Raw genomic sequence first — 21,377 nt, 5'->3', positions numbered from 1 at the left:
ACCCCGCACAGACAGCCTCGATGAACGACGCCCGCACCTGGCTCGAGTACCTCACACTCATCGCAACCCCTCACGTTGCAACGACTGTATGAATTCACCCGCCCCGTTGGTTGGCGCAGAGGCCCCGTATATGGCGCGTGGCGCGGATTCTGCTGGCCGCGTGCCGCGTGCCGCGTGCCGCCCGGATGCCGCCAGGATGCTGCTCGGACGCCCGATCCGTCGAGACGGAGGACTAGAACGGCAGCAGCGGGTCGATGCCGATCGCGAGGAAGAGCAGCGACAGGTAGGCGATCGAGCCGTGGAACACGCGCATCGGCGACACCTCGACGTGCCGGATGGCCAGGTCGTAGAGCCTGTGCGACTCGTAGATGAACCATCCGCCGACGACGAGGGCGACGGCCGTGTACAGCAGGCCCATGCCGGCGACGGGGATGAGGAGCAGCGAGCAGGCGACAGTGGCCCACGCGTACAGGATGACCTGGAGTCCGACCTGCGCCCGTCCGCGGACGACGGCGAGCATCGGCACTCCCGCCGCCTTGTAGTCCTCCCGGTACTTCATGGACAGGGGCCAGTAGTGCGGCGGCGTCCAGAGGAAGATGATCGCGAACAGGATGAAGGGGGTCCAGCTCAGACTGCCCGTGACGGCGGCCCAGCCGATGAGCACGGGCATGCAGCCGGCGACGCCGCCCCAGACGATGTTCTGGGAGGTGCGGCGCTTCAGGATCAGGCTGTAGAACACGACGTAGAGCAGGATCGCCCCGAGTGACAGCACCGCGGCGAGCCAGTTGGTGAAGACCCAGAGCCAGACGATGGAGGCGATGCCGAGGCCCCACGCGAACACGAGGGCTTCGCGGTCCGACAGGTCGCCGGTCACGAGCGGGCGGTTCTTCGTGCGCTTCATCAGGCGATCGATGTCGCGGTCGATGTAGCAGTTGAAGGCTCCGGCCGAGCCCGCGCTCATGGCACCGCCGATGAGGGTCGCGAGCACGAGCCACAGCGACGGGATGCCGCCCTGGGCGAGGATCATCGTCGGGGCCGTCACGACGAGGAGGAGCTCGACGACGCGCGGCTTCGTCAACGAGAGGTACGCGTTCAGCTTGCGTCGGACTCCGATGGAGGACGCGGCGGATCGTGTCTCAAGTGCGACGTTCATTACTCCCCATAATCCGGGAAATAGTCGGCCCGGGAATGCTGCATCCAGTCTAGGCCATCGGCGCGCCGAGCAGCCCCACCGCCACCGCTCGCGCAGGACGGCCGACTGTGGGGATCCTGCAACGGGACTGAGACCGCGTGCCGCCTCTTCGTCCGTAATAGACAAAGTCGCTGTATCTATACTGGGAAGGCTCGCCTATCAGCCTGTGCGCCCGGCGCGATCCGATCCTCATCATCGACCGCATCGATCCTGCGCTTTCCATGCTGTGCCAAGGATGACAACGGCGCGCTCCGACAACAACGGGGCCCCTGCACTCGCGGTGGCTCCTGACGCATTGAGAAGGGTCAGTGACCAGTGCCAGCTCTGCAATGGGAACCCATCGACGCCAAGGCCGTCGACACCGCACGCATCCTCGCGGCGGACGCGGTCGAGAAGGTGGGCAACGGCCACCCCGGAACGGCCATGAGCCTCGCCCCGGCGGCCTACCTGCTGTTCCAGAAGGTCATGCGCCGTGACCCGTCCGACAACGAATGGATCGGTCGCGACCGCTTCATCCTCTCGGCCGGCCACAGCTCGCTGACCCAGTACGTCCAGCTCTACTTCGGCGGCTACGGCCTCGAGCTCGACGACCTCAAGGCACTCCGCACCTGGGGTTCGCTCACACCGGGCCACCCCGAGTACGGCCACACCGACGGCGTCGAGATCACCACCGGCCCACTGGGCCAGGGCCTCTCCTCCGCCGTCGGCTTCGCCTACGCCCAGCGTTTCGAGCGCGGACTGTTCGACCCGGATGCCGCAGCCGGCACGAGCCCCTTCGATCACAACATCTACGTCATCGCCGGAGACGGCGACCTCCAGGAGGGCATCACCAGCGAGGCTTCGTCGCTGGCCGGCCACCAGGAGCTCGGAAGCCTCGTCGTCATCTACGACAGCAACCAGATCTCCATCGAGGACGACACCAACATCGCCTTCACCGAGGACGTCGCGGCCCGCTACGAGGCCTACCACTGGCACGTGCAGACCGTCGACTGGAAGAAGACCGGCGAGTACGTCGAGGACGTCGCCGAGCTGAACCGCGCGATCGAGGCTGCGAAGGCCGAGACTGACAAGCCGTCGCTGATCATCCTGAAGACGATCATCGGCTGGCCCAGCCCGAAGAAGCAGAACAGCGGCAAGATCCACGGGTCGGCCCTGGGAGCCGAAGAGCTCGCAGCCGTCAAGGAGGTTCTCGGCTTCGACCCCGACAAGACCTTCGACGTCGACCCCGAGGTCCTCGCCCACACCCGTGCGGCCGTCGAGCGGGGCGCCGCCCAGCACGCCGAATGGCAGGTGTCCTTCGACGCCTGGGCCGAGGCGAACCCCGAGCGCAAGCAGCTGCTCGACCGCGTGCTGACGGGCGAGCTGCCCGACGGCGTCGAGGACGTGCTGCCCGTGTTCGAGGCCGGCGTCGAGGTCTCGACCCGTGCGGCATCCGGCAAGGTCATCAACGCCATCGCCGGCGTCGTGCCCGAGCTGTGGGGCGGATCGGCCGACCTGGCCGAGTCGAACCTCACCACCATCACGAACGCCGCCTCCTTCGTGCCGAGCGAGCACTCCACCCACGAGTGGACCGGCAACGAGTACGGCCGCGTGCTGCACTTCGGCATCCGCGAGCACGCCATGGGCGCGATCCTGAACGGCATCGTGCTGCACGGCAACACGCGCCCGTTCGGCGGCACCTTCCTGATCTTCAGCGACTACATGCGCCCGGCCGTCCGTCTCGCCGCGCTCATGAAGGCGCCGGCGATCTACGTCTGGACGCACGACTCGGTCGCCCTCGGCGAGGACGGCCCGACCCACCAGCCCGTCGAGCAGCTCTCCACGCTGCGCGCGATCCCCGGGCTGGACGTCGTCCGCCCGGGCGACGCGAACGAGGTGTCCTACGCCTGGCTCGAGATCCTCAAGCGCCGCCAGGGACCGGCCGGCATCGCCCTCACCCGCCAGAACATCGCGGTGTTCGAGCGTGGTGACGGAGAGGCATCCGGCGACGTCTTCGCCTCGGCGAAGAACACGGCCAAGGGCGCCTACATCCTGGCCGAGGCCGCGAACGGCACGCCCGACGTCGTCCTCATCGCCACCGGATCCGAGGTGCAGCTCGCCGTGCAGGCGCGCGAGGCGCTGAAGGCCGACGGCATCAACGCCCGCGTCGTGTCCGCCCCGAGCCTGGAGTGGTTCGAGGAGCAGTCGGCCGAGTACCGCGAGTCGGTGCTCCCGGCATCCGTCACGGCCCGTGTCTCGGTCGAGGCCGGCATCTCGATGAGCTGGGACAAGTACGTGGGAGACCGCGGCCGCAGCATCTCGATCGAGCACTTCGGTGCCTCGGCCGACTGGAAGACGCTGTTCCGCGAATTCGGCATCACGGCTGAAGCCGTCGTCGCCGCAGCCAAGGAGTCGCTCGCATCCGCGTGATGCGCAGCATGAAGGAGATCTGAACACATGACCGGAACCACCCCCCTCGCCGAGCTCTCAGCAGCCGGCGTCAGCATCTGGCTCGACGACCTCTCGCGTGAGCGCATCACGTCGGGCGGCCTCGCGAAGCTCATCGAGGAGAAGAACGTCGTGGGCGTCACCACGAACCCGACGATCTTCGCCGGCGCCCTCGCCAACGGCCACGCCTACGAGGCTCAGGTCGCCGAACTCGCCGCTCGCGGCGCATCGGTCGACGAGGCCGTCTTCGAGATCACGACGGATGACGTGGCCAACGCCTCCGACATCTTCCGCGGCGTGTACGACGCCACGGACGGCGTCGACGGCCGCGTCTCGATCGAGGTCGAGCCCGGCTTCGCCCACGACGCCGCGAAGACCATCGAACAGGCCAAGCAGCTCTGGGCCAAGGTCGACCGCCCCAACGCGATGATCAAGATCCCGGCAACGGTCGAGGGCCTCGAGGCCATCACCGAGGTCATCGGAGCCGGCATCAGCGTCAACGTCACCCTGATCTTCAGCCTCGAGCGTCACCAGGCCGTCATCGCGGCCTACATCGCCGGACTCGAGAAGGCTCAGGCCGCGGGCATCGACCTCTCGACCATCCACTCCGTCGCCTCCTTCTTCGTGTCGCGCGTCGACACCGAGATCGACAAGCGACTCACCGCCATCGGCACCGACGAGGCTCTCGCGCTCAAGAGCAAGGCCGGCGTCGCCAACGCCCAGCTGGCCTACGAGCTCTTCAAGGACGAGTTCGCGACCGACCGCGCCCAGAACCTCCTGCGGGCCGGGGCCAACGTGCAGCGCCCGCTGTGGGCGTCGACCGGCGTCAAGGATCCGTCTCTGCCCGACACCCTCTACGTGACGAACCTCGTCGCGCAGGGCGTCGTCAACACGATGCCCGAGAAGACGATGGAGGCCACCTTCGACCACGGCGTCATCGAGGGCGACACCGTCAGCGGCTCCTACGACGCCGCCCGTGAGATCCTCGACCAGCTCGAGGGCCTCGGCGTCTCCTACGACGAGGTGACCGCCCTGCTCGAGAAGGAGGGCGTCGAGAAGTTCATCGTCTCCTGGGGCGAGCTGCTCGAGACCGTGAAGACAGCTCTCGAGGCAGCGAAATGAGCTTCCGCATCTCGGTGAGCGGAGCCGCAGCCGAGGCCGTGCGCACGCACGTCCCCACTCTCGTGAAAGATCTCGTCGCCTCGGGCATCACGGGCTTCGACGCCGCCCTCTGGGGACCGGATGCCGAGTCCGAGGCCGCGAAGCGCCTGGGCTGGACCGAGTCCGTCGCGATCTCCCGCCCGCTCGTCGAGGAGATCAACGCCCTGCGCGACGAGCTCCACGCCGCAGGAGTGCGCCACATCGCCCTCGCCGGAATGGGCGGATCGTCGCTCGCTCCCGAGGTCATCACCAACACGGCACGCGTCGACCTCACGGTGCTCGACTCCACCGAGCCCGGCCAGGTGCTCAGCGCCCTCGGCGACAGGCTCGCCGAGACCGCCCTCGTGGTCTCGTCGAAGTCGGGCTCGACCACCGAGACCGACAGCCAGCGCCGTGCCTTCGAGGCCGCGTTCACGGACGCCGGCATCGACCCGCTCACCCGCATCATCGTGGTGACCGACCCCGGATCGCCGCTCGACAAGAACGCCCGCGAGACCGGCTACAGGGTCTTCAACGCCGACCCCAACGTCGGTGGACGCTACTCGGCCCTCACGGCCTTCGGCCTGGTGCCGAGCGGCCTGTCCGGCGTCGACATCGGCGAGCTCCTCGACGAGGCCGAGACCATCGCGCTCAGCCTCGCCATCGACGACGCGTCGAACCCCGGACTCATCCTGGGCGCGGCCATCGCCGGCACCTCTCCCCTGCGCGACAAGCTGGGCATCATCACCGACGGCACCCACATCGTCGGCTTCGGAGACTGGGCCGAGCAGCTCATCGCCGAGTCCACCGGAAAGCTCGGCAAGGGCATCCTGCCCGTCGTGCTCGAGAAGGACGCCCCCGAGCTGAAGGACGAGCTCGCCGACCTGCAGCTGGTGCGCCTGGTCGATGACGCCGGAGACGACGTCTTCGTCGACGGTGCCGACGAGATCCGTGTGAGCGGAACCCTCGGCGCGCAGTTCCTGGTGTGGGAGTACGCCACCGCCGTCGCCGGTCGCCTGCTCGGGATCAACCCGTTCGACCAGCCCGACGTCGAGTCGGCCAAGATCGCCACGCGCGCCCTCCTCGACGCCCGCCCGGCCCCCGAGCCTGCGGCGTTCGTCACCGGCGGCATCGAGGTGCGCGGCACTCCCGATGTCATCGGGGCGTCGAGCGACCTGGTCTCGGCCATCGAGGTGCTTCTCGAAGAGGTCGGCGACGACGGCTACATCGCCATCCAGGCCTACGTCGACCGCCTGGCGCTCCCGCAGCTCACCGAGCTGCGCGCGATCCTCGCCGAGCGCTCAGGCCGCCCCGTGACCTTCGGATGGGGACCTCGCTTCCTGCACTCGACCGGTCAGTTCCACAAGGGCGGTCCCGCCGTCGGCGTGTTCCTGCAGATCACGCAGAACGCCGTCGAGGATCTCGAGATCCCCGGCATCCCGTTCACGTTCGGGGAGCTCATCCAGGCCCAGGCCATCGGCGACGCCAGCGTGCTGGCCGACCACGACCGCCCCGTCCTGCGCCTGAACCTGACGAACGCCGCCGCAGACACCGCGGCGCTGTTCGACGCGATCCGCTAGTCGCGAAGGAGCAGTATGAACCCCGCTGACGTGTCGGCCGAGCACAACCCACTGCGCTCACCGATCGACTACAGGCTCAACCGCATCGCCGGTCCGAGCGCGCTCATCATCTTCGGCGTGACGGGAGACCTGTCGCGCAAGAAGCTGATGCCGGCCGTCTACGATCTCGCCAATCGTGGCCTGCTTCCTCCCGGATTCGGTCTCGTCGGGTTCGCCCGACGGGACTGGGAGGACCAGGACTTCATGAAGATCGTGCACGACTCGGTCAAGCAGTACGCGCGCACCGAGTTCCGCGAGGAGGTGTGGACCCAGCTCGCGCAGGGCATCCGCTTCGTGCCCGGCACCTTCGACGACGACGCGGCGTTCGAGACCCTGAAGGAGACGCTGGCCGAGCTCGACCGCGATCGCGGCACGATGGGCAACCACGCGTTCTACCTGTCGATCCCGCCGAAGGCGTTCCCCCAGGTGACGGAGCAGCTGCGCCGCTCCGGCCTCGCCGAGGCCGAGGACGGGCAGTGGCGACGCGTCGTCATCGAGAAGCCGTTCGGCCACAACCTGGAGTCGGCCCGCGAGCTGAACCAGATGGTCGGTTCGGTCTTCCCCCAGGACTCGGTGTTCAGGATCGACCACTACCTGGGCAAGGAGACTGTGCAGAACATCCTCGCCCTGCGCTTCGCCAACCAGCTCTACGAGCCCATCTGGAACGCCAACTACGTCGACCACGTGCAGATCACGATGGCCGAGGACATCGGCGTCGGTGGTCGTGCCGGCTACTACGACGGGATCGGCGCCGCGCGCGACGTCATCCAGAACCACCTGTTGCAGCTCCTCGCCCTGACCGCGATGGAGGAGCCGATCTCCTTCGACGCCTCCGCCCTGCGGTCGGAGAAGGAGAAAGTGCTCGCAGCGGTCCGGCTGCCGGCCGACCTCTCGACGGCGACGGCTCGCGGCCAGTACGCCGGTGGTTGGCAGGGCGGTGAGAAGGTCCTCGGGTTCCTCGAGGAGGACGGCATGAGCCCCGAGTCCACCACGGAGACCTACGCAGCGGTCAAGCTCGAGATCGGTACCCGCCGCTGGGCAGGAGTCCCGTTCTACCTGCGTGCCGGCAAGCGCCTCGGCCGCCGGGTCACCGAGATCGCCGTGGTCTTCAAGCGTGCGCCGCAGCAGATCTTCGCCGGCAGCCAGACCTCGCAGCTCGGCCAGAACGCCCTCGTCATCCGCGTGCAGCCCGACGAGGGGGTCACGATCCGCTTCGGCTCGAAGGTTCCCGGCGCCGGCATGCAGGTGCGTGACGTCACGATGGACTTCGGCTACGGACACGCCTTCACCGAGGCGAGCCCCGAGGCCTATGAGCGTCTGATCCTCGACGTGCTCCTCGGCGACCCGCCCCTCTTCCCCCGGCACGAGGAGGTCGAGTTGTCCTGGAAGATCCTCGACCCGATCGAGGAGTTCTGGGAGACCCAGGGCCAACCCGAGCAGTACAACCCCGGCACCTGGGGTCCTGCCGAAGCCGATGAACTGCTGGCCCGCGACGGCCGTACCTGGAGGCGTCCATGATCGTCGACCTGCCCGACACCACGACGAGTGGGATCTCGAAGGCACTCGTCAAGATCCGCGAGGAGGGCGGCGCCGTCGCCCTCGGCCGCGTGCTCACCCTCGTCATCGCCTCCGACGAGGCGATCACCGAGGAGGCCATCGAGGCCGCCAACGACGCGTCGCGCGAGCACCCCATGCGGGTCATCGTCATCTCGACCGATCCCGATTCGGCTCCGGATGCGGCCCCTGGCCTCGACGCGGAGATCCGCGTCGGTGGCGATGCCGGCGCGAGCGAGGTCGTCATCCTGCGACCCTCCGGTCCGACTGCCACGGACGAGCAGAGCCTCATCATGGGCCTGCTGCTGCCCGACGCCCCCGTCGTCGTGTGGTGGCCCGGCCGCGCTCCCGAGGTTCCCGGCAAGTCGCCGCTCGGCCTCATCGCGCTGCGCCGGATCACCGATGCGACCCGTCGTCACGCCGATCCGCAGCTCGCCCTCGAGGCCTGCGCGAAGAACTACACGCCGGGCGACACCGACTTCGCATGGACCCGCGTCACGCTGTGGCGGGCCCAGCTCGCCGCCGTGCTCGACCAGCCGCCGTACGAGAACGTCACCGCAGTGCAGGTCTCCGGTTCGGCGGACTCGCCGTCGACGACCCTGCTGGCGGCGTGGCTGCACCTCGCGCTGCAGGTGCAGACCGACTACGAGCTCACCGGCCCGGAGAGCTCGCAGGGCATCCACGGGGTGCGGCTGTTCCGCGGGGAGGAGTCGATCGACCTCGTGCGCAAGCACGGCGGCGTCGCGACGCTCACCCAGCCCGGTCAGCCGACGCATGACGTGGCGCTCGCGCGCCGCAGCCTGCGCGACTGCCTGGCCGACGAACTGCGCAGGCTCGACCCCGATGAACTGTATGGTGAGGTCATCACGGGTGGACTGGCCACCCTGGGCGCCCCGAGCGCGATTACGGAGGGCCCTCTCGCATGACCAACGAACGCCGCGTCCTGGTGCACGCCGACACCGGTTCGCTCGCAGCCTCGGTCGCTGCTCGCTTCATCACGAAGACCGTCGACATCCTCGATGACCAGGGCGCGGCGAACGTGGTGCTCACGGGCGGGCGCGTCGGCACGGCGGTGCTCGCGGCCATCAACGCCAGCCCGGCCCGCGACACCATCGACTGGTCGCGCGTGAGCTTCTGGTGGGGCGACGAGCGCTGGCTTCCCGCCGGCGACCCCGAGCGCAACGACCAGCAGGCTCGCGAGGCACTGCTCGACCACATCAGCGTTCCCGCCGAGAACGTGCACGCGTATCCGTCCTCGGACTCCGGCATCACGCTCGACGACGCTGCCGTGCAGTACGCCGCCGAGCTCGAGGCTCACGGTGAGGGCGACGCCACCCCGAGATTCGACATCACCTTCCTCGGTGTCGGGCCCGACGGACACATCGCCTCGCTGTTCCCGCACAGGTCCGGCATCAGCATCGAGGACCGAAGCGTCATCCCTGTGCGCAACTCCCCCAAGCCGCCGCCGGAGCGGCTGAGCCTGACCCGTCCGGCTCTCAACTCCTCGGAGCGGGTCTGGATGGTGCTCTCCGGCGCCGACAAGGCATCGGCACTCGGCCTGGCCCTCGCTGGCGCCGCCCGTGACGAGGTTCCTGTCGCCGGCATCAAGGGCCGCAAGCGCACAGTGTTCTTCGTCGACGCCGAGGCGGCATCCGAGGTTCCCGAGAACCTCATCGCACCGAGCTACTGACCCGGCGCCGACAGGCCGTACGAATACGAAGGGCCGCATCCGATCGGATGCGGCCCTTCGTCATGTCGTGGTGCCTACTCGGAGGCGGCGGTGCCTCGACGCACGCGCAGCTGCTGGAGCGCCTCATCGAGGAGCTGCTCGGCCTCCTCCTCGGTGCGTCGTTCCTTCACGTACGCGAGGTGGGTCTTGTACGGTTCCATCTTGGCGACGAGAGGAGGGTTCTCCTTGTCGCGCCCGGCGGGCAGTCCCGACGAGGGAGAGTCGATGGTCTCGGGGATCTCCTCGGCCGGGAGGTTCGCGGCAAAGTGCCGCACGGTCTCATTGCCGAGGGCGTCCCAGTAGGACACGGCCACGCGCTCGGCGTGGAATCCGCGGTCCTGCTCGCCCATGGGGCCTGCGCCGACGCGAGAACCGCGGATCGCGCTACCACCTGAAGCCATTGCTTGTCCTTAAATCCGTGAAGAGGGTGAGGGCGCTCAGGCGCCGGTTTCGAACTTCGTGATGAGGCCGAGGACGACGATCGACGAGATCCACACCAGGCCGAGGATGACCGTGATGCGGTTGAGGTTGCGCTCGGCGACACCGGACGCACCGAGGTTCGAGGTCACCCCGCCGCCGAACATGTCGGAGAGACCGCCGCCACGACCCTTGTGGAGCAGGATGAGCAGGGTGAGCAGGAGGCTCGTCAGGCCCAGGATGACCTGGAGTACGACCTGGAGGATGTCCACGGAAAACCTTTCGAAGATCGGCGCGACGAAGCGCCGGAAGAACTCTGGCCAGTATAACGGCACGCGGCGGGCTGCCCGGGAACCCGGACCGCCCGCCGCGTGGTCGTCTCAGAGGCCGACGTGCTGCTTGAACCGCGCGATGCTCGCGAACTCGTCGAGGTCGAGGCTGGCGCCTCCGACGAGAGCGCCGTCGACGTTCGGCTCGCGCATGAAGCCGGCGATGTTCGCCGCCTTCACGGAGCCGCCGTACAGGATGCGGGTCTTCGCCGCCACATCGTCTCCGAGGAGCTCGACGAGCACTGCGCGCAGTGCAGCGGCGACCTGCTCCGCCTGGTCCGGCGTCGCGGCCTGGCCGGAGCCGATGGCCCAGACCGGCTCGTAGGCCACCACGATGTCCGCAGCGCTGTTGACGCCGGCGAGGGCCGCCCGCAGCTGGGCGACGGGCACCGCGCTCGGTCCGTGGGTCTCGAGGTCCTCTGCGGTCTCGCCGACGCAGATGATCGGGACCAGGCTGTGGCGGAGAGCCGCCTGCACCTTGGCCGCGACGACCTCGTCGGTCTCGTTGTGCAGCGTCCGTCGTTCGGAGTGACCGATGATGACGTAGCTGCACTCGAGCTTCGCGAGGAAGGCGCCGGAGATCTCACCGGTGTAGGCACCGGAGTCGTGGGCCGACAGGTCCTGCGCGCCGAAGGCGATCGGGAGCTTGTCGCTGGCCACGAGGGTCTGCACGCTGCGCAGGTCGGTGAACGGCGGGAACACCGCCACCTCGACGCCGGCGAAGTCGTGCTTCGCGTCGCCGAGGCTCCAGGCCAGCTTCTGCACGAAGGCTATGGCCTGCAGGTGATCGAGGTTGAGCTTCCAGTTGCCCGCGATCAGCGGGGTGCGGTTCAGTGCCATCCGAGTACCTCCAAGCCGGGGAGGTGCTTGCCCTCGAGGAACTCGAGGCTCGCGCCGCCTCCCGTGGAAACGTGTCCGAAGTCGTCATCAGCGAACCCGAGGGAGCGGATGGCGGCGGCGGAGTCGCCACCGCCGACGACGCTGAGGCCGTCGACCTGGGTGAGTGCCTCGGCGACGGTGCGTGTCCCGGCCGCGAACGGCTCGAGCTCGAACACGCCCATGGGGCCGTTCCAGAACACCGTCTTCGACCCGCGGATGACCTCGGCGAAGTGAGCCGCCGTGTCGGGGCCGATGTCGAGGCCGAGGCCGGAGGCACCGAACGGCGTCTCCTCGATGGCGTCGGCCGCCGTCACGACGTGCTCGGCGTCGGCACCGAACTTCGAGGCGACCACGACATCCGTCGGCAGGACGATCTGCACGCCGAGGCGCTCGGCCTCGGCGAGGTAGCCCGTGACAGTGTCGATCTGGTCGGCCTCGAGCAGGCTCGAGCCCACCTTGTGGCCCTGGGCCGCGAGGAAGGTGAAGAGCATGCCGCCGCCGATGAGCAGCGAGTCGACGCGAGGCAGCAGGTGCCCGATCACGCCGAGCTTGTCGGAGACCTTCGAGCCGCCCAGAACGACCGCGTACGGCTTCTCGGGCGTGCGGGTGAGCTTCTCGAGCACTGTCAGTTCGGCCTCGATGAGGGTACCGGCAGCGCTCGGGAGCAGCTCAGCGAGCTCGTAGACGCTCGCCTGCTTGCGGTGCACGACACCGAATCCGTCGGAGACGAAGACGGAGCCGAACGCCGCGAGCTGCTGGGCGAAGACGACGCGGTCAGCGGCATCCTTCGCCGTCTCACCGGCATTGAAGCGGAGGTTCTCCAGGACGGCGATGCCGCCGTCCTCGAGTGCGTCGACGACGGATGCCGCAGACTCCCCCACGGTGTCGGTGGCGAAGGCGACCGGTCGCTCGAGCAGCTCGGAGAGCCGCTCGGCGACCGGCGCCAGGCTGTAGCGCGCGTCGGGTGCACCATCGGGACGACCGAGGTGGGAGATGACGACGACCTTCGCGCCCTGCTCGAGCAGGGCGTTCAGTGTCGGCAGCGACGCCCGCACGCGGCCGTCATCCGTGATCGTTCCGTCCTTCAGGGGGACGTTCAGATCGCAACGGACGATGACACGCGTGCCGGCGAGCGGCCCGAGTTCCGAGATGGTGCGAAGCGACACGCCAGCCCTTAGAGCTTCTCTGCGACGTACTCGGCGAGGTCGACGAGACGGTTGGAGTAGCCCCACTCGTTGTCGTACCAGCTGGCGACCTTGACCTGGTCGCCGATCACCTTGGTGAGTCCGGCGTCGAAGATCGAGGAGTGCGGGTCGCCGGCGATGTCGCTGGAGACGATCTCGTCCTCGGTGTACTTGAGGATGCCCTTGAGGGGACCCTCGGCAGCAGCCTTGTACGCGGCGTTGACCTCTTCGACCGTGACAGGACGCGAGGCGGTGACTGTGAGGTCGGTGATCGAGCCGGTCGGCACCGGAACGCGCAGGGCGTAGCCGTCGAGCTTGCCGACGAGCTCGGGCAGGACGAGGCCGAGGGCCTTGGCTGCACCGGTCGACGTCGGGATGATGTTGAGCGCTGCGGCGCGGGCGCGGCGGAGGTCGCTGTGCGGGCCGTCCTGCAGGTTCTGGTCGGCGGTGTAGGCGTGGACCGTGGTCATGAGACCGCGCTCGATGCCGAACTCGTCGTTGAACACCTTGGCGAGCGGCGCGAGGCAGTTCGTCGTGCAGGATGCGTTCGAGATGATGTCGTGAACTGCGGCGTCGTACGTGCCCTCGTTCACGCCGAGGACGATGGTCGCGACGTCGGACCCGGTGGCGGGAGCCGACACGAGGACCTTCTTGGCGCCGGCGGTGATGTGCTTGCGCGCGTCGTCGGACTTGGTGAAGCGGCCGGTCGACTCGATGACGATGTCGACGCCCAGCTCGCCCCACGGGAGGTTCGCGGGGTCGCGCTCCTCGAAGACGCGGATCTTCTTGCCGTTGACGATGATGTTCTCGTCGTCGTACTCGACGGTGGCGTCGAGGCGGCCCGTGATCGAGTCGTACTTGAGCAGGTGCGCAAGCGTCTTGTTGTCGGTGAGGTCGTTCACCGCCACGAGCTCGAGGTTGCTTCCCTTGGCGAGGGCGGCGCGGAAGTAGTTACGGCCGATGCGGCCGAATCCGTTGATTCCGATCTTTACGGACACGAATGACTCCTGTTGCAGATGGCGCGATATGCGCGTATTTGATGGTGAACAGAACCGGACGACGGTGTCCTGGGTCGCCAGGACGACCCATCCGCTATGACAGTAGCAGCAGGCCCGAGGTCTTCTCTCGCGCGGTCACGAAGCGCTGCTCGACGTTCGCCCAGTTGGCGATGTTCCAGAACGCCTTGACGTAGTCGGCGCGCACGTTCTTGTAGTCGAGGTAGTAGGCGTGCTCCCAGACGTCGAGCATCAGCAGCGGGATCGTCCCGGCCGGGAAGTTCGCCTGCTGGTCGAAGAACTGCACGATGATGAGGCGCTGACCGATGGAGTCCCATGCCAGAACCGACCATCCGGAGCCCTGGACGCCGAGTGCCGTGGCGGTGAAGTGCGCCTGGAACTTGTCGAAGGAGCCGAAGTTGTCGTCGATGGCTGCAGCGAGCTCGCCCGTGGGCTTGTCGCCGCCGTCCGGCGAGAGGTTGGTCCAGAAGATCGAGTGGTTCACGTGACCGCCGAGGTTGAACGCGAGGTCCTTCTCGAGCTTGTTCACGTTCGCGAGGTTGCCGCTGTCGCGGGCCTCAGCGAGCTGCTGCAGGGCGGTGTTCGCGCCGGTCACGTAGGCCTGGTGGTGCTTCGAGTGGTGCAGCTCCATGATGGTGCCGCTGATGCTCGGCTCGAGGGCCGAGTAGTCGTAGGCGAGTTCCGGCAGCGTGTAATCAGCCATGTGCGTTGTTCATCCTCCTAGTGGAGCCACGCGCGTCGCGCGTGGCGATCGAGGTGCCCGTGAGGGCGACTTTTCCAGTCTAGTGACGGCAACCGTGACGGCTCAGGAATGCTTCCCGGGCTTGACACATGCCGACTTCGCTGGACTCAGACGTCGTCGAGGTCGGCGGGGAGATTCGCCTCGGTGTCGGGGATGCCGAGGTCGACGGCCTTCTTGTCCGCCATGGCGAGCAGCCGGCGGATACGCCCGGCGACGGCATCCTTCGTCATCGGCGGCTCGGCGTGGTGGCCCAGCTCGTCGAGGCTCGCGTCACGGAAGCGCAACCGCAGGTCGCCGGCGTACTGCAGGTGGTCGGGAACGTCGTCGCCGAGGATCTCGAGCGCCCGCTCGACTCGCGAGCACGCCGCGACGGCGGCCTGTGCCGAACGGCGGAGGTTGGCGTCGTCGAAATTGACCAGCCTGTTGGCCGTCGCCCTCACCTCGCGGCGTTGACGCAGTTCCTCCCAGTTGCGCACGGTGTCGGTGGCGCCCATGGCCACGAGCATCGAGCTGATCGCCTCGCCGTCGCGGATGACCACGCGGTGGATGCCGCGCACCTCGCGCGCTTTAGCGGGGATGCCGAGGCGACCCGCTGCACCGACGAGGGCCATAGCCGCCTCGTTGCCGGGGCAGGTGACCTCGAGGGCCGCCGAGCGTCCGGGATCGGTCAGGCTTCCGCTGGCGAGGAAGGCGCCCCGCCAGACCGCGGAGATCTCCTCGCGGGATCCCGTTGTGAGCCGGTTCGGGAGGCCGCGGATGGGCCGGCGGCGGGCGTCCAGGAGTCCCGTCTGCCTGGCGAGGGTCTCGCCACCGTCGAGCACGCGGACGAGGTAGTGGCTCGTGCGGCGCAGTCCTGTCGCCGCGACCACCGAGACGTCGCTGCGCACGCCGTAGATCTCGGCCAGGTCCTTGCGCACGCGGCGGGCGATCAATGCCGAGTCGAGTTCGGACTCGACGGCGATGCGGCTCGAGATGAGGTGGAGACCGCCCGAGAAGCGCAGGACCGTTGCCAGTTCAGCCGCGCGCACCGTGGTGCGGTTGATCTCGGTACGGGCGAGTTCCTCTTTGACGTCGGCTGTGAGAGCCAATCGATGTTCCATTCTGTTGCGTTCTGTTCGTAGTGCGGGTTCGAGCGGAATCTACTCGCGACCGAGGTCGCGGTTCTTCACGCTCACGCCGATCCCGGGGATCTGCTCCAGCTCGTGGGCGAGTTCCCTGGCGAGGGCGACCGAGCGGTGTTTTCCGCCCGTGCACCCGATGGCTATGGTCGCGTGGCGCTTGTTCTCCCGGCGATAGCCGGCGAGCACGGGATGCAGCGCGGCGGCGTACAGCTCGACGAACTCGCGCGCCCCTGGTTGTCCGAGCACGAAGTCGCGGACCGGGGCGTCGAGCCCTGTCTGGGAGCGGAGGGCGGGGTCCCAGAACGGATTCGGGAGGAAGCGGGCGTCGGCGACGTGGTCGGCATCCGCCGGAACACCGTACTTGAAGCCGAAGCTCACGATGGTGACCCGCACCTCGGCGGTTCCCTCCTCGGCGAACAGCTCCGTGACGGCCATCGCGAGCTGGTGGATGTTGAGCTCGGAGGTGTCGATGACGATGTCGCTGGCCTCGCGGATGGCACCGAGGCGCGTACGCTCCTCGCCGATGCCGTCGAGCAGCGTGCCGTCGGCCTGCAGCGGATGCGGGCGGCGCACGGACTCGAAGCGGCGCACGAGGGCGGCATCCGTCGCATCCAGGAAGACCACCCGGAGCTCGGTCCCCCCGCGCAGCACGCTGATCATCTCGCTGATCTCGTCGAAGAAGTCACGGCCACGGATGTCGACGACGGCCGCGATCTTCGGAAGCCCGGACGACGCCCGCTCGACCAGTTCCACCAGCGGCCGGAGCATCTGCGGCGGCAGGTTGTCGACGACGTACCAGCCCAAGTCCTCCAGCGCGTCAGCCGCGGTGGATCGGCCGGCACCGGACATCCCCGTGATGATGAGGACTTCCTTCTGCTCGACGTCCGTCATGGCCTCGAATGCGCCTTCGTTCTAGGGGGTGGGAGCCTCCAGCCTACCGACCCGCGGCCGCTCAGGAGTCGAGATGGGTGCGAATGGCCCCCGCAAGGGTCGGTCCGATGCCCGACACCTCGGCGATCTCCTCGGAGGTCGCGAGCTTCAACCTGGCCACGGAGCCGAAGTGTCGCAGCAGTTCCCGCACGCGAGCCGGACCCAGGCCGGGCACCTCTCCGAGCACTGAGGCGATGTCGCGCTTGCGCCTCGTGCGCTGGTGCGTGATCGCGAAACGGTGCGCCTCGTCGCGGATGCGCTGGATCAGGAACAGCGCCTCGCTGTTGCGCGGCAGGATGACCGGGAAGTCCGAGTCGGGCAGCCAGATCTCCTCGAGCCGTTTCGCTATGCCGCAGAGCTGGATGCCCGTCACCCCCGACTCGCGCAACGCGCGCTCGGCTGCGGCGACCTGCGGTTGGCCGCCGTCGACGATCAGCAGGTTCGGGCTGTAGCTGAACTTGCGGCGCTTGGCCGGCTCGACGACGCCGTCGCTCGTCACGACCTCGATCGGGTCGGGTTCGGTCTCGGGGTGCGCGAGGTAGGCGAGGCGACGTGTCAGCACCCTGTGGATCGAGTCGGTGTCGTCGGTGGACTCGGGGATGTTGAAGCGGCGGTACTCGTCCTTGCGCGGCAGGCCGTCCTCGAACACCACCATCGAGGCGACGATGTTGGTTCCGCTGAGGTGGGAGACGTCGTAGCACTCCATGCGAAGCGGGGCATCCGCCATCCCGAGGGCTTCCTGGATGTCCTCGAGTGCCTTCGACCTCGAGGTGAAGTCGGCGCTGCGCCTGGTCTTGTAGAGCATGAGCGCATGCCCGGCGTTCTGGTTCGCCGTCTCGAGAAGGGCGGCCTTGTCGCCGCGCTGGGCGGCCCGCAGCCGCACCTTGGTCGGGCTGCGGGATTCGAGCCAGCTCTCCAGCGCCGGGGCGTCCTCCGGCAGTTCCGGCACGACGATCTCGCGCGGTGGCGTCAGCCCCTCGGCGTAGACCTGCGGCACGATCGAGTCGACGAGCTCGGCCATCGACATGTGGAGTTCCTTGTCGACGACCCAACCGCGCACACCCCGGATGCGCCCACCGCGGACGACGAAGAGCTGCACTGCGGCGGCGAGCTCATCGTGCACGATGCCGAACAGGTCGATGTCGACCGACTCGCGCAGCACGACAGCGCTCTTCTCCAGCACCGCCTCGAGCGCGACGACCTGGTCGCGCCGGCGGGCGGCCAGCTCGTAGTTCTGCTCCTCGGAGGCCGCCTTCATCTCCAGCACCAGCTCGGCGACCATGCGCCTGTCCTGGTTGGCCATGAACGAGACGAAGCGCTTGACCGCCTCGCGGTGCTCCTCGATGGTGACCTTGCCAGAACACGGGCCGAAGCAGCGCCCGATCTGTCCGGCGAAGCACGGCTTGCCCGATTGCATGGCGCGCTTGTAGTCGGAGTCCTTGCAGGTGCGGATGGGGAACGCCTTGATCATCAGCTCGATGACCTCGTCGACGGCCCACTTCTTCGGGTACGGCCCGAAGTACCGGGCGCCGCGGATCTTCGTGTTGCGGGTGACCAGCACCCGCGGCGCCTCGTCGCCCAGGGTCACCGCCATGTAGGGATAGGACTTGTCGTCCTTGAACATGACGTTGAACGGCGGGTCGAACTCCTTGATCCAGGTGTACTCGAGCTGCAGCGCCTCGACCTCGTTGCCGACGACGGTCCATTCGACGCCGGCCGCTGTCGTGACCATGCGGCGCGTGCGCTCATGGAGAGTGTGCAGCGGTGCGAAGTAGTTGCTGAGCCTGGCCCGGAGGTTCTTCGCCTTGCCGACGTAGAGCACCCGACCCGACGCGTCGCGGAACCTGTAGACGCCCGGCTGCGTGGGGATCTCCCCCGCCTTCGGCCGGTACGGCAGGACGTTCGCCATGGGCCTCAGCCCGCGACTCGGGCGATGACGCCGTGGTTCTCCGCATCCGCTTCGAGCACCTCGCGCAGGAACTGGCCGGTGTGGCTCTTCGTGCTGCGGGAGACCGCCTCCGGCGTGCCCGTCGCGATGATCTGGCCGCCGCCCGATCCGCCCTCGGGTCCGATGTCGATGACCCAGTCGCTCGACTTGATGACGTCGAGGTTGTGCTCGATCACGATGACGGTGTTGCCCTTGTCGACGAGGCCGTTCAGCACGATGAGGAGCTTGCGCACGTCCTCGAAGTGGAGGCCCGTCGTCGGCTCGTCGAGCACGTACACGCTGCGGCCGTTGGAGCGGCGCTGCAGCTCGGTCGCGAGCTTCACCCGCTGCGCCTCTCCACCCGACAGGGTGGTGGCGCTCTGGCCGAGCGTGACGTAGCCCAGGCCGACGTCGACGAGGGTCTTGAGGTAGCGGTGGATGGCGCTGATCGGCTCGAAGAACTCGGCGGCCTCGCTGATCGGCATCTCGAGGACCTCGGAGATGTTCTTGCCCTTGTAGTGCACCTGCAGGGTCTCGCGGTTGTAGCGGGAGCCACCGCAGACCTCGCACGCGACGTACACGTCGGGCAGGAAGTTCATCTCGATCTTGATGGTGCCGTCACCCGAGCACGCCTCGCAGCGACCGCCCTTGACGTTGAAGCTGAACCGGCCGGGCAGGTAGCCCCTCGCCTTCGCCTCGACGGTCTCGGCGAACAGGTTGCGGATGCGGTCGAAGACTCCCGTGTAGGTGGCCGGGTTCGAGCGCGGAGTGCGGCCGATGGGCGCCTGATCGACGTGCACGACCTTGTCGAGGTGGTCGAGGCCCGTGACCCGGGTGTGCTTGCCGGGAAGCTTGCGAGCACCGTTGAGCTTGTTGGCGAGCACCCTGTACAGGACGTCGTTGACGAGGGACGACTTGCCCGATCCACTCACGCCGGTGACGGCCGTGAAGGTGCCGAGCGGGAAGTCCACAGTGACCTTGCGCAGGTTGTTCACCTCGGCGCCGACGACGGTGATCATGCGCTCCTTGTCGATCTTGCGCCGGGTGTGCGGCGTGATGATCTCCTTGCGGCGGGACAGGTAGTCGCCGGTGAGCGAGCGATGGTTGGCGAGCAGGTCGTCGTACGAGCCCGAGTGCACGACCTTGCCTCCGTTGACGCCGGCGCCGGGGCCGATGTCGACGATCCAGTCGGCGGTGCGGATGGTGTCCTCGTCGTGCTCGACGACGATGAGGGTGTTGCCCAGGTCGCGGAGGGCGATCAGGGTCTCGATCAGGCGGCGGTTGTCGCGCTGATGCAGGCCGATGCTCGGCTCGTCGAGCACGTAGAGCACGCCCGTGAGCCCGGATCCGATCTGGGTGGCCAGACGGATGCGCTGGGCCTCGCCGCCCGACAGCGTCGCTGCGGCGCGGGACAGGTTGAGGTAGGTGAGCCCGACCCTGATGAGGAAGTCGAGGCGCACCTTGATCTCTCGCAGCACCTGCGCTGCGATGGTCTGCTCGCGGTCGGTGAGCACCATCTTGTCCATGAATCCGCGGGCATCGGTCAGGCTGAGCTCTGCCACGTCGGCGATGCTCGCCCCGTGGATGAGCACCGAGAGCACCTCGGGCTTCAACCTCTTGCCGTCGCAGACGGGGCAGGGCACCTCGCGCAGGTACTCCGACCACCGTGCGCGCTGCACGTCGGTCTCGGCCTGCAGGTACTGACGCTCGATGTAGGGCACGACACCCTCGAAGCCCGAGGTGTAGCTCATCTCCCGGCCGTAGCGGTTGCGCCACTTGACGCGCACCTCGAAGTTCTCCCCGCGCAGCACGGCGTTGCGGGCGTTCGCGGGAAGGTCGCTCCACGGCGTCTTGAGCGAGAAGTCGAGATCGCGGGAGAGCCCTTCGAGCAGCTTCTCGTAGTAGTTGTAGAGGCTCTTGCCCTGCGAGGTCCACGGCAGGATGACGCCTTCGGCGATGCTCAGCTCGTGATCGCCCAGGAGCAGGTCCTCGTCGACGGACATCCGTGTTCCGAGGCCGGAGCACTCGGGGCACGCTCCGAACGGGGCGTTGAACGAGAACGTGCGCGGTTCGATCTCGGTGAGCTGGATCGGGTGGTTGTTCGGGCAGGAGAGCTTCTCGGAGAAGTTCTGCCAGGCCTCAGGACCGGTCGCATCGACGTAGTTGATGCTGACGAGGCCGTCGGTGAGGCGCAGTGCGGTCTCGAGCGAGTCGGTGAGCCGACCGAGGATCTCGGGGCCGGCGACCAGGCGGTCGATGACGACGGAGATGTCGTGCTTGACCTGCTTCTTGAGCAGCGGCGGCTCGTTCAGCTGGATGGTCTCGCCGTCGACGATCGCACGGGAGTAGCCGGATGCCGCCAACTCCTTGAACAGGTCGACGAACTCGCCCTTCTTCTGCGAGACGACGGGGCTGACGACCTGGTACCTGATGCCGGCATCCAGTTCCATGAGCTGGTCGGCGATCTGCTGGACCGTCTGGCGCTGGATGGTCTCACCGCAGATCGGACAGTGGGCGACGCCGATGCGCGCCCAGAGCAGGCGCATGTAGTCGTAGATCTCGGTGATGGTGCCGACGGTCGAGCGCGGGTTGCGGTTCGTGGACTTCTGGTCGATGGAGACCGCGGGGCTCAGGCCCTCGATGAAGTCGACGTCGGGACGGTCGACCTGGCCGAGGAACTGGCGGGCGTACGCCGACAGCGATTCCACGTATCGGCGCTGTCCTTCGGCGAAGATCGTGTCGAACGCGAGCGAGGACTTGCCGGACCCTGAGAGACCCGTGAACACCACGAGGGCATCACGCGGAATGTCGAGGTCGACGTTCTGGAGATTGTGCACGCGGGCTCCGCGGACACTCAGCTGGGAGCGATTTTCGACCTTTGACACAGACACCCCAGAAGTCTACGAGGCCCCACTGACACTCTCCTCCGGGCGGCACGTGCCCACAGCGAACGGGCGCCGCTCCGAGGGTCGTGGTGGGGATGGAATCCCCCAAGTCGCGCCCATGGATGCTCAGCAGGTACCGCAGTGAGCGCGGTGGGGCGGCTCGGCCGAAGTCCCGCCCAAGGATGCCCGCCGAACCCCGGACTTCGGCAGAGCCGCCCCACCGCCGACGTTCAGCGAAGCCGACGTCAGTTTGAATTGACAAAAGGAGTTTGTCAGTTCAGACTGA

17 protein-coding genes are annotated in these 21,377 nt (G+C 67.8%); 6 read left to right on the top strand and 11 right to left on the bottom strand.

Annotated features, from left to right (window positions below):
- Positions 1 to 232: 232 nt before the first annotated feature.
- Positions 233 to 1,153 carry a heme o synthase gene (locus ASF30_RS08740; protein ID WP_055904652.1) on the bottom strand — a complete coding sequence of 307 codons (921 nt, stop codon included), beginning with the start codon at positions 1,151 to 1,153 and terminating at the stop codon, positions 233 to 235.
- A gap of 354 nt (positions 1,154 to 1,507) precedes the next feature.
- Here ASF30_RS08740 and tkt point away from each other — a divergent pair, with 354 nt between their 5' ends.
- From tkt to pgl, 6 genes are read left to right on the top strand one after another with little or no spacing between them, the layout of a single operon-like run.
- The gene (gene tkt, locus ASF30_RS08735) at positions 1,508 to 3,601 is read left to right on the top strand and encodes a transketolase (protein ID WP_055904649.1); all 2,094 of its coding nucleotides are present in this window, start codon (positions 1,508 to 1,510) and stop codon (positions 3,599 to 3,601) included.
- Between the two features lie 27 nt (positions 3,602 to 3,628).
- Positions 3,629 to 4,741: a transaldolase gene (gene tal / locus ASF30_RS08730; RefSeq protein ID WP_055904645.1), complete on the top strand. Its 1,113-nt coding sequence runs from the start codon at positions 3,629 to 3,631 to the stop codon at positions 4,739 to 4,741.
- The gene (locus ASF30_RS08725) at positions 4,738 to 6,339 is read left to right on the top strand and encodes a glucose-6-phosphate isomerase (protein ID WP_055904641.1); all 1,602 of its coding nucleotides are present in this window, start codon (positions 4,738 to 4,740) and stop codon (positions 6,337 to 6,339) included. The genes tal and ASF30_RS08725 overlap by 4 nt, the downstream gene beginning before the upstream one ends.
- Positions 6,340 to 6,354: 15 nt before the next feature.
- Positions 6,355 to 7,896: a glucose-6-phosphate dehydrogenase gene (zwf, locus tag ASF30_RS08720; protein WP_055904640.1), complete on the top strand. Its 1,542-nt coding sequence runs from the start codon at positions 6,355 to 6,357 to the stop codon at positions 7,894 to 7,896.
- Positions 7,893 to 8,858: a glucose-6-phosphate dehydrogenase assembly protein OpcA gene (locus tag ASF30_RS08715; protein WP_055904636.1), complete on the top strand. Its 966-nt coding sequence runs from the start codon at positions 7,893 to 7,895 to the stop codon at positions 8,856 to 8,858. The genes zwf and ASF30_RS08715 overlap by 4 nt, the downstream gene beginning before the upstream one ends.
- Positions 8,855 to 9,622 carry a 6-phosphogluconolactonase gene (gene pgl / locus ASF30_RS08710; protein WP_055904633.1) on the top strand — a complete coding sequence of 256 codons (768 nt, stop codon included), beginning with the start codon at positions 8,855 to 8,857 and terminating at the stop codon, positions 9,620 to 9,622. Before ASF30_RS08715 ends, pgl begins: the two co-directional genes overlap by 4 nt.
- A gap of 74 nt (positions 9,623 to 9,696) precedes the next feature.
- On the opposite strand, the gene ASF30_RS08705 is transcribed toward pgl, so the two are convergent.
- The 10 genes from ASF30_RS08705 to uvrA all read right to left on the bottom strand — a co-directional run bounded on the left by ASF30_RS08705 (position 9,697) and on the right by uvrA (position 21,097).
- Positions 9,697 to 10,062, bottom strand: a complete 366-nt coding sequence (locus tag ASF30_RS08705) for an RNA polymerase-binding protein RbpA (RefSeq protein ID WP_055904630.1) — start codon at positions 10,060 to 10,062, stop codon at positions 9,697 to 9,699.
- A 36-nt stretch (positions 10,063 to 10,098) separates the two neighbouring features.
- Positions 10,099 to 10,350 (bottom strand): preprotein translocase subunit SecG, encoded by a 252-nt coding sequence (gene secG, locus ASF30_RS08700; protein ID WP_055904627.1) that lies wholly within the window; start codon positions 10,348 to 10,350, stop codon positions 10,099 to 10,101.
- Between the two features lie 108 nt (positions 10,351 to 10,458).
- Positions 10,459 to 11,247 (bottom strand): triose-phosphate isomerase, encoded by a 789-nt coding sequence (gene tpiA / locus ASF30_RS08695; RefSeq protein ID WP_055904624.1) that lies wholly within the window; start codon positions 11,245 to 11,247, stop codon positions 10,459 to 10,461.
- Positions 11,238 to 12,452 carry a phosphoglycerate kinase gene (locus ASF30_RS08690; protein WP_055904621.1) on the bottom strand — a complete coding sequence of 405 codons (1,215 nt, stop codon included), beginning with the start codon at positions 12,450 to 12,452 and terminating at the stop codon, positions 11,238 to 11,240. The genes tpiA and ASF30_RS08690 overlap by 10 nt, the downstream gene beginning before the upstream one ends.
- A gap of 8 nt (positions 12,453 to 12,460) precedes the next feature.
- Positions 12,461 to 13,468: a type I glyceraldehyde-3-phosphate dehydrogenase gene (gene gap / locus ASF30_RS08685; RefSeq protein ID WP_055904618.1), complete on the bottom strand. Its 1,008-nt coding sequence runs from the start codon at positions 13,466 to 13,468 to the stop codon at positions 12,461 to 12,463.
- Between the two features lie 94 nt (positions 13,469 to 13,562).
- A complete protein-coding gene (locus ASF30_RS08680; protein ID WP_055904615.1) occupies positions 13,563 to 14,189 on the bottom strand; it encodes a superoxide dismutase in 627 nt (208 codons plus the stop codon).
- A 146-nt stretch (positions 14,190 to 14,335) separates the two neighbouring features.
- Positions 14,336 to 15,316 (bottom strand): DNA-binding protein WhiA, encoded by a 981-nt coding sequence (gene whiA, locus ASF30_RS08675; RefSeq protein WP_055904612.1) that lies wholly within the window; start codon positions 15,314 to 15,316, stop codon positions 14,336 to 14,338.
- A gap of 51 nt (positions 15,317 to 15,367) precedes the next feature.
- Positions 15,368 to 16,240, bottom strand: a complete 873-nt coding sequence (gene rapZ, locus ASF30_RS08670) for an RNase adapter RapZ (RefSeq protein ID WP_055904607.1) — start codon at positions 16,238 to 16,240, stop codon at positions 15,368 to 15,370.
- A 61-nt stretch (positions 16,241 to 16,301) separates the two neighbouring features.
- The gene (gene uvrC / locus ASF30_RS08665; RefSeq protein ID WP_055904604.1) at positions 16,302 to 18,188 is read right to left on the bottom strand and encodes an excinuclease ABC subunit UvrC; all 1,887 of its coding nucleotides are present in this window, start codon (positions 18,186 to 18,188) and stop codon (positions 16,302 to 16,304) included.
- A gap of 5 nt (positions 18,189 to 18,193) precedes the next feature.
- A complete protein-coding gene (gene uvrA / locus ASF30_RS08660; protein WP_055904602.1) occupies positions 18,194 to 21,097 on the bottom strand; it encodes an excinuclease ABC subunit UvrA in 2,904 nt (967 codons plus the stop codon).
- Positions 21,098 to 21,377 lie beyond the last annotated feature (280 nt).

Origin of the sequence: Leifsonia sp. Leaf264, from assembly GCF_001422325.1 — a bacterium.
Taxonomy (GTDB): domain Bacteria; phylum Actinomycetota; class Actinomycetes; order Actinomycetales; family Microbacteriaceae; genus Orlajensenia.
The sequence above is the reverse complement of the archived record's forward strand: the minus strand, read 5'-3'. Positions and strand labels throughout refer to the sequence as shown.